This window comes from Flavobacterium sp. GT3P67 (genome assembly GCF_004349155.1).
Lineage (GTDB): Bacteria > Bacteroidota > Bacteroidia > Flavobacteriales > Flavobacteriaceae > Flavobacterium > Flavobacterium ranwuense.
Map to the genome: position 1 here is coordinate 67,898 of NZ_SMLF01000005.1, position 14,315 is coordinate 82,212.

Annotated in this window: 12 protein-coding genes; 2 read left to right on the forward strand and 10 right to left on the reverse strand. The window is 31.1% G+C overall.

All coding sequences use genetic code 11. From position 1 onward, the window contains the following. Positions 1-6 precede the first annotated feature (6 nt). On the forward strand, positions 7-507 hold the full coding sequence (locus E0H99_RS09705; protein WP_131994498.1) for a hypothetical protein: 501 nt from the start codon (positions 7-9) through the stop codon (positions 505-507). Positions 508-567: 60 nt separating this feature from the next. Here the strand turns inward: E0H99_RS09705 and E0H99_RS09710 are convergent, their stop codons facing one another. The 4 genes from E0H99_RS09710 to E0H99_RS09725 all read right to left on the reverse strand — a co-directional run bounded on the left by E0H99_RS09710 (position 568) and on the right by E0H99_RS09725 (position 4,925). Continuing rightward, positions 568-1,215 carry an alpha/beta hydrolase gene (locus tag E0H99_RS09710; protein ID WP_131994502.1) on the reverse strand — a complete coding sequence of 216 codons (648 nt, stop codon included), beginning with the start codon at positions 1,213-1,215 and terminating at the stop codon, positions 568-570. Between the two features lie 128 nt (positions 1,216-1,343). Next, positions 1,344-1,670: a hypothetical protein gene (locus E0H99_RS09715; RefSeq protein ID WP_131994505.1), complete on the reverse strand. Its 327-nt coding sequence runs from the start codon at positions 1,668-1,670 to the stop codon at positions 1,344-1,346. Between the two features lie 40 nt (positions 1,671-1,710). Continuing rightward, positions 1,711-2,964 carry a dihydroorotase gene (locus E0H99_RS09720; RefSeq protein ID WP_131994508.1) on the reverse strand — a complete coding sequence of 418 codons (1,254 nt, stop codon included), beginning with the start codon at positions 2,962-2,964 and terminating at the stop codon, positions 1,711-1,713. 32 nt (positions 2,965-2,996) lie between these two features. After that, the gene (locus E0H99_RS09725) at positions 2,997-4,925 is read right to left on the reverse strand and encodes a BatA domain-containing protein (RefSeq protein WP_131994511.1); all 1,929 of its coding nucleotides are present in this window, start codon (positions 4,923-4,925) and stop codon (positions 2,997-2,999) included. 182 nt (positions 4,926-5,107) lie between these two features. Between E0H99_RS09725 and E0H99_RS09730 the strand changes: the two genes are divergently transcribed. Beyond that, positions 5,108-6,220, forward strand: coding sequence for a lactonase family protein (locus E0H99_RS09730; protein ID WP_131994514.1), 1,113 nt, complete (start codon positions 5,108-5,110; stop codon positions 6,218-6,220). 58 nt (positions 6,221-6,278) lie between these two features. On the opposite strand, the gene E0H99_RS09735 is transcribed toward E0H99_RS09730, so the two are convergent. The 6 genes from E0H99_RS09735 to E0H99_RS09760 form a co-directional block, all read right to left on the reverse strand. Then, a complete protein-coding gene (locus tag E0H99_RS09735) occupies positions 6,279-7,631 on the reverse strand; it encodes a DEAD/DEAH box helicase (RefSeq protein WP_131994517.1) in 1,353 nt (450 codons plus the stop codon). A 93-nt stretch (positions 7,632-7,724) separates the two neighbouring features. Next, on the reverse strand, positions 7,725-8,087 hold the full coding sequence (locus tag E0H99_RS09740) for a response regulator transcription factor (RefSeq protein WP_131994520.1): 363 nt from the start codon (positions 8,085-8,087) through the stop codon (positions 7,725-7,727). An 11-nt stretch (positions 8,088-8,098) separates the two neighbouring features. Next, a complete protein-coding gene (locus E0H99_RS09745; RefSeq protein ID WP_131994523.1) occupies positions 8,099-10,270 on the reverse strand; it encodes a DUF4838 domain-containing protein in 2,172 nt (723 codons plus the stop codon). A gap of 64 nt (positions 10,271-10,334) precedes the next feature. Then, positions 10,335-11,603: a YaiO family outer membrane beta-barrel protein gene (locus E0H99_RS09750; protein WP_131994526.1), complete on the reverse strand. Its 1,269-nt coding sequence runs from the start codon at positions 11,601-11,603 to the stop codon at positions 10,335-10,337. Further along, positions 11,600-13,036, reverse strand: coding sequence for a glycosyltransferase family 2 protein (locus E0H99_RS09755; protein ID WP_131994529.1), 1,437 nt, complete (start codon positions 13,034-13,036; stop codon positions 11,600-11,602). Before E0H99_RS09755 ends, E0H99_RS09750 begins: the two co-directional genes overlap by 4 nt. Beyond that, positions 13,033-14,226, reverse strand: a complete 1,194-nt coding sequence (locus E0H99_RS09760) for a hypothetical protein (RefSeq protein WP_131994532.1) — start codon at positions 14,224-14,226, stop codon at positions 13,033-13,035. The genes E0H99_RS09755 and E0H99_RS09760 overlap by 4 nt, the downstream gene beginning before the upstream one ends. Positions 14,227-14,315 lie beyond the last annotated feature (89 nt).

Below are 14,315 nucleotides of genomic sequence, written 5' to 3' on the forward strand. Positions count from 1 at the left end.
TTCACAATGAAACAGTCACTATTCCTTTATCTCACTATTTTAGCGGTACTTTCTTCGATTTTCACTTATATGTTTTTGAGTAAACAGGTCGCATTTGAACAAACAAGGTATGAAAAAACTACAAAAAAGTTAAGAGACAGTTTAAGTTTAGTTTCGAATCAGTTAGCCGATGCGAACTATTTTTCTTTGGCAAAAAATGAAAATGCACAAAATTATTTTGATTCAGGAAGTTCAGAAAAAATAATTCAATACGAAAAATTAATTCCTGTTGTTACTGAAAAATTATTGGATTACAACTCCAACCCAAAAGGAAATCCTTACACAGGTCAAGATCAAATTGGGACGAATAAATTTATTATCAATAAAGTAAGAATCCTAAATCACAGATGGATTATTGCGGATTTTAGTGACGGTGAAATTTGGGGAGAAGTTTTATTGAAATACTTTGTCAATGCCGATGACAGTATTTCTTTCGAAGTAAATCAATCATTATTATATCAAAAATAAGTGGTCATTCGCAGTTCTCAGTGTTCACTATAACTGAAAACTGCGACTGAATACTGTACACTATTTTTCAAGAAGCCAATTTTTAAAGTCATAGAAATTTTGTGGTGCTACTCCATGACCTACAGGATATTCTTTATAGGTTGTATTTATTCCTAAATTTTCTACTATTGCAGGTGTTTTTCTAGCCCATTCTACTGGGATTACTTGATCTACCGTTCCGTGTGAAGCAAATATTTTTAAGTTAGTAAAGTTGTTTTTAAGATAATCATCAGCCACAATCTCTAAATTCAAATAGCCGCTCATAGCCACCACTTTTTGAACTTTTTCTGGGTAGGAAAGTGCCACAGCATAACTCAAGATTGATCCTTGGCTGAAGCCAACTAAAGCAATTTGTGTTTCATCGATTGGATAATTAGCAATTAACTCATCAATAAATCCAGCGATTAAATCCCTTGAAACTTTGGCTTGTTCGTGGTCTGAAAATTTATTTTGATCCGCATCAAAGTTTATCGCATACCATGCATAACTGCCGTATTGCAAGTCATAAGGCGCACGTGCTGAGATAATATAATATTCATCTGGAAGCTCAGTAGCAAATGAAAATAAATCTTCTTCATTGCTGCCGTATCCGTGTAATAAAAGTAAAAGAGGATTTTTGTCTAATTTTATTTTAGGTTCTCGTATTTTATATTCTAAAGATAAATTCATAGTTAGTATTCAGTTCTTAGTAATCATTTTTCAGTTTTCAAAAATTCTGCATTCAAAAAAAAAACAGTCTCAGTTTTCGGTTTTTCAGTTCTGCAATCAAAAATCGTTAATCAACAATCTTCAATCAATTAAGAGATGTTTTTAAGCCATTTTTGAAAATAAGTTCCCAATAAAGGAACCGGTTTCGTTTCTCCTTTTATAGCACTGGTAATACCATAAGACCATAAAACAAATACGAAAATCCACATCGGAGCTGAAATCATTAAGCTGTCAAAATTGCTGATAATTAATCCAAGTGATATAAAAGTTAATGTGAGTCCCAGTCCTTGGCGAATGTGAAAAGAAGCAAACTTATTTTTATCTTCGGAGTTCATAGACATCGCTATAAACACGCCAATTCCTAAAATATAGCTTGTGATGGCGGCAGTTTTTCCTGTTTCGGTAGTATTATTCATTTTTATTTGTGCTCACCTTGAGGTTTGTGAGGTTTTTTATTTATGCTAAAATTAATTTTCCTTGATTCACAATTCCGTGTACTTTCCCTTTCATTTCTGTTTCCAGAAAAGCAGAGTTTTTCGATTTTGATAAAATGGATGATTTTGTAAAAATACTTTTTGGTTCCGGATTAAATAAGGTAATATTTGCTTTTGAACCTTCATTTATGATTTGGATATCAATACCAAATCTAGATTTTCCAGCAGTCAATTTATCTATTACGGTTTCTAATGGCAATACGGTCATCAAAGCACCAAAAGCACTTTCCATTCCAATCGTTCCATTTTTGGCACCATCAAATTCCATTTTCTTGTGTTCAATGTCCATCGGATTATGGTCGGATGTAATCATATCGATCGTTCCTTCTTTTATTCCTTTCAGTAATGCTTTTCTATCAGCTTCAGTTCTAAGTGGCGGTGAAACTTTATATCTGGTGTCGAATCCTTCTAATTTTTCATCTGTTAAAACTAAATTATGCACAGCTGCACTGCAGGTTACATTTAATCCATTGGCTTTAGCCTCTTTGATTAATTGAACTGATTTTTTAGTCGAAATGGTCGGAATGTGTAGTTTTCCTCCAGTATATTCTAACAGAAATAAATTTCTTGCGATTTGTAATTCTTCAGCAAGATTTGGAATTCCTTTCAAACCTAATCGGGTAGAAACAATGCCTTCATTCGCCACTCCGTTTCCTTTTATATTTTCGTCTTGGGAAAAAGCAAGAATCAATCCATTAAAATCCTGAACGTATTGTAAGGCAATTTTCAGCAAATTAGCATTATCCAAACTTTTATTATAATCTCCAAAAGCTACGGCTCCAGCTTTTTTCATATCATACAATTCGGCCATGTCTTTTCCTGCACTTTCTTTACTTAAAGCGCCAATAGGATACAGTTGAGTTGCAAATCCTTGTGCTTTATTTAAAACAAAATTCACTTGGGATTGATTGTCAATAATAGGGAAGGAGTTGGGTTGTAATGCGATTGCAGTAAAACCGCTTTTGGCAGCTACATTAAGTCCGTTTGATATGGTTTCTCGGTCTTCAAAACCAGGTTCTCCAAGAGAAACGCTACTGTCAAACCAACCTTGTGATACGTGTAAATTATCAAGTTTTACCTCGTCTGCTTTATCTGGATTTGGAAGCGATGTTCCAATTTTTTTTATAAAACCATCAACAATTAAAATATCTACAGTCTTATTATGAAAGGGACTTTTAGAATCGATAATTTTTGCTTCTCTGATGATTATGTTCATATTGATTGTTTAATTATTTGGATCTTCGTTATTTACTTTACGAATCGTATAATTGCCATTTCGGTTATTAGAAATAACAGTGCAAAGATAACAAACCATTTCCAAATTTGATTATCAGTTCTGTCAGTTTGTAAAGTGTCAAATAGCGTTGGTATAGATTCGATGGTTTTATAGTCAGAAAGAATATTATCATTGGCTGAAGCCAAATCACTTTCTGTTCTATTGTAATTGAAACTGATGTTTTCGATCCACTCTTTTTTATTGTAAATTCTAAAATTTCCGGCTTGTTCCGGATAATCATTGAAAGTCATTTTGACTTTATTATTAAGAATTTGTTGGATAGGAATAAATTGTTCGTCTAGGCCTTTTACCGTTAAAATAGCGTCTTTGTTTAGCGAAGCTTCGGTCAAGTGTGGGTTGTTATTTCCTATTATCAAAGCATTTACACCGTTGTTTTGATTGTTCATCGCCATCTTGTAAAATGTAGGTACAATTAATGGAGATTGCTGAAAATTTGAATTTTCGATGTTGATAGGAGCTGCAAAAACAGCAACCGCCGAAACCGAATTTACTATCGAAGTCAAGAAAACACTTTGGTCCTCATAAGACAAAGCAGCAGGACTTGAGCTAGATATTATAAAGGAACTTTTTGTCTTTGGATATTGAAAATTAGTCACTTTCTTTTCGAATACGCTATTGAATATAGGATGATTGAAGTTGATTTTAGTAATCAGTTTTTCTCTGTTTTCTAAAGAATTGAATGTAAGTTTTCCAAAATTCGATAGAAAAGAATTCATATTTGTAGTTGAATTTATCACCGAAGGAATCACAATTAAATTGCCGCCTTTTTCTACAAAAGATTTTAAAGTGGTAGTCAAAGCTTGTGGGATTTCATCCAATTCATTTAAAACAATCGCGTCTTGTTCTTCCAGTTTATTGTAATCTAATGTACTTAAAGTGTAATTATTAAGATTGAATTCTTCACTGGTGTAAATTCGGGAAAGAAAGTTGCTTTTCGCTGGTTCTCCAATGCTGATAATGTTGGTTTTCTTGGTTTTAGAAATGCTGAAATACAACGTGTTATCATAATTCAACCCATTGTCAACTATAGAAAAATAGCCATGAAAGGCTTGTTTTGGAATCGTAAAATTGAGATTTTTTTTCTTCGTGTCTAATGTTACTATTGTCTTTGCAATGAGCTTGTTTTCATTGTATAAAGAAATAGGAATCGGGTTAAAATCCTCGCCATAACCGGATATTTGAACACTAATTTCATAAAAATTTTCTAAAGTTTTATTAATAAAAACGCTGTCAATAGAAACATTATTTTTTTGCTCTGCTTTTGTGATTATAAATAAAGGAGAGTCAGCTGCATTTATATTTTTTAATTGTTTTTCATCAAGTCCTACGGCATCGGTAATGATAACGATATCTTTTTTAAAAGCCGATTTATGCGCTTTTATTTTTGCCATTATATTGTCCAATTGGAACGGAGTAGCGCTGTATTTTAGATTTTGCAAAGCACCACGAACCGATTTTATATCCGTGTTCCAATAATTTTCGGAATTGGTAAGCAAAGAGAAATTTAAATTTTCAGGAGTTTCTTCAAGCAGTTCCTGAACAGCTCGTTTTAGCAATTCACCTTTTTTGCCTTTGGCTTGCATACTAAAAGAATTGTCCAAAATAATATACAGTTCATTGCTGGCATTTTTACTGTCTTTTGACTCAAAATAAGGCTGTGCAAATGCTATAATAATACAAGTTAACAATAATAATCGGCAGGTGAGAAGCAACCATTTCTTTATTTTAGAGCTTTTTCGGGTTTGTATGGAAAGTGCTTTTAAGAAACGAACATTGGTAAAATATTCTTTTTTGAAACGGCGTAATTGAAATAAATGGACCAAAATTGGAACAATCAATAAGAACAGAAAGTATAAAATTTCGGGATGTTTAAAATGCATTCTGAGGTTGAGTTTACTTCACTGGATTTTATTTTCAATGGAGCTCATTGAATTTCATGAGTCAAAAATACAAATTTGTTGACAGTTTTAGATGAAGTTGTTATAATTTTTCAAAGGAATAAACAATTGACATTCATTATGGATATAATGTGTATTTTAGCTTTTCAATAAAATTTAAAAACATGAAAAAACCGTTTGCTGTTGTTCTATTAATTTTCATTTTTGCAAGTGTTCAGGCACAAAAAAATAAATTTAATTTACTGATTGGAACCTACACCCAAAGTTGTGATAGCAAAGGAATTTATGTATATGATTTTGATTCAAAGACAGGTGATTTTAGTTTTAAAAATGCAACTGAAAAAGTTATAAATCCGAGTTATTTGACGGTTTCAAAAGACAATAACTTTATTTATTCCGTGAATGAGTATGGTGCTGAAAGTACGGTAAGTTCTTTCAGTTACACTCCATCAAGCGGTGAATTAAACTTAATCAACAAACAAAGTTCAAAAGGAGCAAATCCTTGTTACATTATAAACGATGATAAAAATGTGATAGTTGCCAATTATTCCGGCGGAAATATCTCCGTTTTTAGTAAAAATAACGACGGAAGTCTAGCTGAAGCAAAGCAAGTAGTACAACATTATGGAAAAGGAATTAATGTACAAAGACAAGAAGGTCCTCATGTGCATATGGTTCATTTTTCCCCAGATAAAAAGTTTGTTTTGTCTAACGATTTAGGGAATGACAAAGTATATTCGTATGTCTATAATCCTAATGCTGCCAGTACTGTTTTAGAATTAAAGGATAGCATTTCAGTTAAATCAGGAAGTGGACCAAGACATTTGACCTTTAGCAAGGACGGTAAATTTGTTTATCTATTACAGGAACTTGACGGAGCGTTAACGGTATTTAGTTATTCAAACGGGATATTGAAAAAGATTGATGAAACCACTATTTTAGCAAAAGACTTCAAAGGGACTTTTAGTTCTGCGGATATCCATATTTCACCTGACGGAAAGTTTTTATATGCTTCCAATCGCGGGGAAGCTAATAACATTACAATTTTTAAAATTCTAAAAAACGGAAAATTACTATTGAAAGGACAAACCAGTACTTTAGGGAAAGGACCTAGAAATTTTGCGATTGATCCAACTGGGAATTTTCTTTTGGTTGCACATCAATATACAAATGATATTGTAATTTTTAAAAGAAATAAAAATACGGGAGCACTTACAGATACTGGAAAGAAGATTGCTTTGTGTTCTCCGGTTTGCTTGGTTTTTACAAAGAATTAATATTACAATTCAAGAAAAAGGCTAAAAATGAGTATCATTTTTAGCCTTTTTTAGTTTACTATTTATTCTTGTCTTTTCTCTTTTTGTCTCTGGTTTTTAGCATGTTTCTATTTACAGAACCGTGCGTTTTTTTCTTGGTTACCCCAGGTCCACCCAAATTGACTTTCTTATTCTTTTTGCTTTTTTCTTGAAAAGCGCCATCTCCGTCAAGTTTTTGTTTTTTCATCATAAACTTAATCGGTTGTCTGTCTTTTTCAGGTTCGATTAATTTTGAAGAAACTTCAACGGTTTCCGGGAAAGGTTCGATAGCTAATTCCATATTCATCAGCACTTCTATTTCCACTTTGGATTCTTCTTCACGAGGCGCGATAAGACTTATTGCGGTTCCTGTAGCATCTGCACGACCGGTTCTACCAATTCTGTGCATATACAATTCAGGCATTTCAGGCATTTCGAAATTGATAACATGAGTAATATTGGAAATATCCAAACCTCTAGCCATAATATCAGTAGTAATCAAACCACGGAGATTTCCTTCTTGAAAGGAAGCCATCGTACTCAAACGATAATTTTGTGATTTATTCGAGTGAATTACCCCAAACTGACCTTCAAAATCTTCTTCGATACGTTCGTGAACCATATCTGAAATCTTCTTATTATTGACAAATACTAAAACACGACTCATGTCTTCGTTGTTTTGCAATAAGTATTTTAGAAGGTTTATTTTGGTATTAAAATTGGGAACATTATAGGCAATTTGTTTGATGTTTTCCAAAGGAGTTCCTGATGCTGAAAGAGTAACTTCTTCCGGATAATCAAAATAGTCATTCAAAATAGCATCCACTTCATCCGTCATTGTTGCCGAAAATAGTATGTTCTGACGTTTTTTAGGCATCATGGCCAAAATAGCGGTCAATTGGGTACGGAAACCTAAATTAAGCATTTCGTCAAACTCATCGATTACCAATTTTTGCATTTCTTCAAAACGAATCACATTATCCAGCGTTAAATCCATGATTCTTCCTGGAGTTCCCACTAGTATGTCGCAGCCTTTATAAACGGTTGTTTTTTGAGTATTAATGTTGACTCCTCCAAAAATACCAACGGTACGAACTGACATGTATTTTGTCAATTTTTCTACTTCTTCCACTACTTGCACTACAAGCTCACGTGTAGGAACCAGAATTACTATTTTAGGGGTATGTCCTGGAGTAAATTTATATAATTTTAATAAAGGTAATAGATAGGCAAATGTTTTACCGGTACCAGTTTGTGCAATTCCCATCATATCTCTTCCAGACATTATCACAGAAAAAGTTTTTTCCTGGATGGGAGTTGGAGATGTAAATCCTAAATCATCTATTGCTTTTTGCACAGATTTAGGGAGATTGAATTGTTCGAAAGTACTCATTTGCTTAAATTTTGTGCAAAGATACGTTTTTTATGAGGATACTAACATTAGGTAATAGTATTGTTATTTTTAGATTAGTTTAAACACAACCTTTTAAACAAAACGTTTTACTCTTAAAACTAATTCGATAGGATTAAATGGTTTGGCTATGAAATCATCCACACCTAATTTAAAACCTTCAATAACTGTTAAATCTTCCTTACCTAAAGCTGAAACTATAATCACTGGAATACTGGGATAGTTTTTTTTAGAATAGGCCGTAATTTCCAGTCCTGATTTATAAGGCATCATAATATCGGTGATAATTAAATCAGGTTGAAGAATCCCTATTTGTTCTATTCCGTCGTTACCATCTTTAGATATATAAGTTTCATAACCTTCTTTCTTTAAAATAAAATCTAGAATTTTAATTATTAGATTGTCATCTTCTATTATTAATATTTTTTTTGGGCTCATTTTAAGTTTTTTTATTTATTATAGAGTTCAATCTCATCAATCATTATCATTGGTTTTTTTTGCTTTCGCTTTCGCCAAATTGGTAAATCATCTTGATTATCAATTAGTAGCTTTATTTTATCAAATTTACTAAAGTTTTTACTGTTCATCTCTATCAGTTCTGTTTTAATAACAGAATCTTCTGTTAAATTCCCTATAAATTTCTCTGTAATCAGCAACCATTCTTCATTATTAAAACCATAAATAGAAATTTTCTTTGGTTTAAAAATCCAATGTCTTTGATCATCGAGAAAATTTATTTTTATTTGATTGAAATCTAGTTTGTTGGTAATTAGTTCTATCTCTGGATTGGTTCCATACCATCCAATCCAGTTGATGTTATAGTCTTTATAACCTCTAATCCCATCAACAAGCCCGTAGCTTCCTTTTCCTGTAAATTCTTCGGCTGGGAATGTCAGAAAATTAACCTTTAGTTTTTCTCCCAGATGATTTGTCGAGTCTTTGGCTATTAGGAGCCATTCTTCATAATATTTTTCTGGAGATAAACCACCTTCACTTAATTCATAGATTCCTAGTTCTGAACAGTTTTTTGTGAAATTTCGAACTCTTTCTGTTATCCCTTTTTTTATTTCTTTTTGGCCTTTTTCATTAGCCATAAACATACCATGTTGATCCTTGCCATAAAATTTTGATTGTTCAAAAAATACATATTCCAAAGCTAAACGTAATTTTTTGACTCTCGACTCTAATATAGGATCTTGATTAACTGCAAGTGTTGCCTCATTAATTAAATAGTCATATTGATCCATTGCTTCCGGTGATAAAAATGTATTTCTGCTTTGAACCGGACCTGAATAGATGTCTAGGTATGAATTAGATTTTTGTTGATTTTCGGCTAAAAGATTTAAATACTTTCTAATTTGAGGTGCCGCTTTACCATAAAAACCTCTTAGGAAATCATCTGTAGTGGCTTCAATATCAATATCAGTATTCCATAATAATTTGGCCAAAAGATATTGTCTTAATTCTGTAAAATCACCAGGAACATCTGCATATCCTTGTACAAATAATCCTTTTACATTATTTTTTTCAAAGAATTTATAGTTGTCTGAAAAAGTATGAATGTTAGGAAAAGGAGATAAATAGTTTGAAAATTGTACCGTATAATCCCATAAATATAAATGAGATGTAGTTTCGTTCCAATCTTGCAATGTTTTTCTAAAAGACTTACTGTAAGTATCGTCCACAATAGCTTTTCCTCGATTCAATTCAATTGGGCAAAACAGGGTATATATATTTGGTTGTAATTTTAAATTTGTCGGAGGCTTAAATGTATGAAGATAAGCTAAAGTTACTATTTTTGTTTTAGGGAAATATACTGCAATTTTGTTTAAAAAATAATAGAGAGACCCTTGAGGACCTCCGTATTTATTGTTTATAGATTTGCATTCTTGACATTCACAATAGATTACATCGTCATTTTGACTTACAGAATAGAATGGAGCATTGGGGTTTTGCGCAATCACTTTCTGTATTTTTTGTATTACTAAATCCACCACAGTGTCATTAGTCATACAAATGGATTCGCCGTTTCGGTTTCCTTCATACAATGCAAAAAAAGTTGGATTCTTTTTGAAATATTCTTGAGGTGGTAAAAGTTTACTAAAGGAATGTCCCCAAACGCTAAAGTCTTCTAAATGCCAATCTAATTTATGCCAATCTCTGAAATTTTCATCGTAAGCATCTGGATATAATAATGCTCGATACTCAAAAGAAGGTTTATGGTACTGCTCCGTGTTTTTTGGAAATACAACTACATCTAACTTTGGAATGTAGGTTTCTTTAGCAGTGAATTTTCTAAATCCCCAAGTTTCTAATAAGGTATAAACCGCATAGCGTAACAATTTTTCATTTGGAGCAATCAAAAAAATATCAGTTGTATTGCTTTTAATTATAAAACTATTATCAGTATTTAATTTTTTTATGTTTGATATGCTGAGATGAATTTTTGAGTTTTTCTCAATCGAATTATTTTCGTTTTGAATCAAAAATGAATTAGAAAAAAATTTATCTAAATACGATTTTAAGACTATTGCAGCAGGTCTTGCTCTCTCGGATGCAATACTGATCGAGTTCTCGTTAGCTGTTAGATTCTTAATAACAATATCAGATTGAGCCATCATTTTGAAGCTTAAAAGAAACAGGATAAATAGTATTCTATTTAAATTGAATTTTTTATAAAACATTTTAGAATTTATATTGGAGCATTAAAGATATTTCTAATTCGTTTTGTTTTAAGTTTGGAACATATTCCTGATTATTAAATGTTGCTTGGATTCCAGTTAAATAGTGATTATTGAATAATTTGTAATATCCAGCGCCAATTCTATAGGAATCAAGACTTACTCTTTGTTCAAATTGACCTATAGTAGTTCTCTCATCTGGTGACGTTCCATATCCTGCAACTAATGAAATATAATCATATTTTGTATCAAAATAATATCTGGTTGTCAGCGAGAATGAAGGATGGTAGTCCTTGTCATTATTTTGTAGGTAGGATCTAAAATTTATCCAATAGGAACCGATATATTTACCAACTCCCAAAACAATTGTTTTAGTTTCTGTATTTTCTGATTTAATGTATCGAAACCCTAAATCAGCTTCCCATCCCTTTTTGAAATTTTGATAAAAAGAATATCCTACTCTTAACTTTGGGAAAACTACATCTTGACTGTAGGCTATACTTGCGTAAGAATAATTATTTTTTCCTGTAAAAAAATAGGATTCTGCTTCAAATTGTTTGCCTTCAGCAATACTTTTTCCAGAAGACAATCTATTCGCATAATTAATTCGGCCTATTAAAGAACCCCAGCCACGTTCTCGGATGTATTGTATGCTTCCTAAATGCCAAGGGCCATAACCATTTCTGTTGAAAGTTGTATAACTGTAATTAAAGCCCAACCTGTCAGACTTTATTTTTGACTCTATGAGAAAAAGGCTTTGTTTAATTTCAGGATCGTTAGGGTATCTTACATGTAACGATTGTACATAGTTATATTCTTTTTTAGTTTCTTTTTGTAATTGATAAACCACTATTTTCTTTTTCTGAAAATCTCTGTTTTCAGGATGCATTTGAATGGCTTGATCTATTGTTTTATCGGCTTCCAGATAGTTTTCTTTTTCTAATTCGATGTTGATTAGATAGTTAAAAGCATCTTCGTTAGAGTTGGTTTTTTTGATGTAATAGTTGTAATAGTAGCTCGCGCTATCTTTATTTTTCAACAAATCATGGTTACGTCCTAATATCAAATAATAATCAAGATAATTTGGTGCTATTTTTTTAGCCATTAATGCTCTTTGAATATTTTTAGTATAATTTTTTTCATGCTGCATGTCTTTTATGATTACTGTTAAAAGACTATCGGTATCAATTTTTTGGGCGTTTATTTTTTGATTTGAAAAAATGAATATAAAAATGAAAAAACCGACTATATTTAAAATTTTGCTATTCCTCATGATGTTTGTTTTTGTTCAGTTGTAAATCCTTGACGTACCATCACTCCCCATTTTTGCTCTTTTTGTCTTATAAAGTGCCAATAACCCTTTAAGGAAGCGTAAACATTGAGGGGATGAAAGACAAAAGGTTCAATAAAAATCATTGCTATTAATATTAACACCTCTTTAATACCAGTGTAATGTTTATAAATTAATTGATCTAAAAATACAGAAATTAGAGTTATGCTTATATAAAATAAATATACAAAAGCACTGCCAATCAATAAAAAATCATAGTTAATACTGAAAAAGAACATATCAATTGTTAAGACAATTAAGCCTAAGATTTCTAAAATAGGAACTGCAAATTCATAAAGCAAATAATAAGGAAAAATGAGGAGGCCAGTTTTACCGTATTTTGGATTTAAAAAGACATCTTTATGTAAATATAATGTTTGAACTAATCCTCTGGCCCAACGCACTCTTTGTCTTAAGAATATAGTCATACTGGCAGGGACCTCAGTCCAACAAAGAGATTCCGGTATATATATTATTAAGAACTTTTCTTTTTTCTTGTGCATCAGTTTTCTCATTCGAGTGATGAGTTCCATATCTTCACCAAGTGATTTATGCCAATATCCGCCAGCTTCAATGACCGTTTCTTTATCGAACATTCCTAAACCGCCAGAAACTAATAGTAAACCATTAATTTTGCTCCAAGCCATTCTTCCAAATAAAAACGAACGAATATATTCCAGTTCCTGAAAACGGGCAAAAAAATTATCTGGAAAATGTGATTTAAAAAGCATTCCATCTTTAAACTCACATGAATTTGAAATTCGTATTGCAGCCCCGGTCGCGATTACTTTTTCAGTATTTTCAATAAAAGGTTTGGCGAGCATTGAAATCGTATCTTTTCTTAAAATGCAATCTACATCTGTACAGATAAATAAGGAGTATTTAGCAGAGTTGATACCGGCATTTGATCCGTCAGCTTTACTCTTTCCGTTTTCTTTATCGACAACTAAAAGTTTGGAGTATATAGGATTCGTTGACTTATAATGCCCTCTTACAGGTTGTGTCGGTATTTTTTCTTGATAGAAAAAATCTACTTTAACTAAATTAAACTCTCTAATTAATATTTCTAGAGTAGCATCGGTACTTCCGTCATTAACAATAACCACTTCAAATTTTGGGTACTCTTGAAAAAGTAGTGATTTAACGTTGTATACAATAGTAGTTGCTTCATTGAATGCTGGAGCTACTATAGAAACGCCAACAGTATGATTAGATTTAACCAATATTTCTTTAAGTAGGAAATATTTAGATTTATAATACTTTTTTATAGCTGTCCAAGATAATATAGCCAGTAATAAATAAAATACAATATAACTAATGGAATAATAAGCAATATAGGTTTCGTAGGTTTTAATAATGTTTTCTAGGGTGCTCAATTTAAATATGGGTTATTTACATGTAAAACAATTCTTTTTATGATTTCATTTTCTGATGCATCTTCTGTTTTATAGGTATTAAAGAAAGTGGTATCAATTTTATTAATACAATTAACAATTTCGAATTTTATTTCTAAATCGACTTCTTTTAAAAGAATGCTTAAAGCAAAATCTTTGGTGTCATTATCACCAATGGCTCCCATTGTTTTCAAAGCAGAAATTTTATTTCGTTTATCTGTTTCTTTTGGATAATGGTTTATTAAAAGCTCATTTGCTTCTATAATGTATAAGTTTCGAATGACTAAGAAAGTTTCTTTTCGGACCTTATTACTAGCATTGCTTAAAAGATGGCTTATTTGTGTAGTTGTTAGAGTTTCTCTATATCGAATCATTAATTTAATAGCCAGTATTACTACAGAACTATTTTTATTGTAGAGCCATTCGTTAATTTTTTTAGGTAAAGCAGACTTTTTTTGATGAATTATGTCAAGGATTTTGAGCTCGTCGGCATATGATATTTGTTTTTCATAATTGCTTAAAAAATCAAATTTTTGATCAGAAAGAGAAATTACGGCAATCAATGCATTCGATTTTAAGAATTTATTTTTAACATATATATTAGGTCTTATATATCCTGTTTTGATTTTATATTCTAATATTTGATAATGGTATATCCCTAACAATTTATTTTCCCAGCTCCTGCTTTTTATCAGTTTATCACTATAATCGTGAAATCCAAAATATTTGTAAATTAAGAGCATTTGATGCGGATTAACTCCGTTAATATTTCTTTTAATGGTAATGATTTTATTTAGAATAATACCTTTACACCATTTTTTTTTAAAAGGTACTTCTTCTATAAATAGTTTTATTTGTTCTTTTATATACTTAGAATCATAATTAGAAAATATAATCTCAGTAAGAAAATCGTTTGTTTTAATATCTACCTCATTTTTTATAATTATTTTTTTTTCAAAACCATAACGATTTACAATCAATAATAGTACTAAAGAAACAATAACAATTAAAAGAAAAGGAATGATGATGTATTTAAAAAGATTAAAAGAAAATTCAGCTTTAAAAAATGAATAATTAAGATTTAATAATTCATTTTTAATAGCAATATAACTTATGTCAGTATCTAATTTTTTAAATAAAAACGCGGTAATATTGGTAATGTCTTTGAACAAATTATACAAGTAATTGGTCATACTTTTATTTCATTAGGCCCCAAATTAAGCGATTCATAAGTCGATAAATATAGAAATAAAATGCACAT

Coding starts and splice junctions, on each gene's coding strand:
- E0H99_RS09705 (WP_131994498.1), top strand. CDS start 7: ATGAAACAGTCACTATTCCTTTATCTCACTATTTTAGCGGTACTTTCT.
- E0H99_RS09710 (WP_131994502.1), bottom strand. CDS start 1,215: ATGAATTTATCTTTAGAATATAAAATACGAGAACCTAAAATAAAATTA.
- E0H99_RS09715 (WP_131994505.1), bottom strand. CDS start 1,670: ATGAATAATACTACCGAAACAGGAAAAACTGCCGCCATCACAAGCTAT.
- E0H99_RS09720 (WP_131994508.1), bottom strand. CDS start 2,964: ATGAACATAATCATCAGAGAAGCAAAAATTATCGATTCTAAAAGTCCC.
- E0H99_RS09725 (WP_131994511.1), bottom strand. CDS start 4,925: ATGCATTTTAAACATCCCGAAATTTTATACTTTCTGTTCTTATTGATT.
- E0H99_RS09730 (WP_131994514.1), top strand. CDS start 5,108: ATGAAAAAACCGTTTGCTGTTGTTCTATTAATTTTCATTTTTGCAAGT.
- E0H99_RS09735 (WP_131994517.1), bottom strand. CDS start 7,631: ATGAGTACTTTCGAACAATTCAATCTCCCTAAATCTGTGCAAAAAGCA.
- E0H99_RS09740 (WP_131994520.1), bottom strand. CDS start 8,087: ATGAGCCCAAAAAAAATATTAATAATAGAAGATGACAATCTAATAATT.
- E0H99_RS09745 (WP_131994523.1), bottom strand. CDS start 10,270: ATGATGGCTCAATCTGATATTGTTATTAAGAATCTAACAGCTAACGAG.
- E0H99_RS09750 (WP_131994526.1), bottom strand. CDS start 11,603: ATGAGGAATAGCAAAATTTTAAATATAGTCGGTTTTTTCATTTTTATA.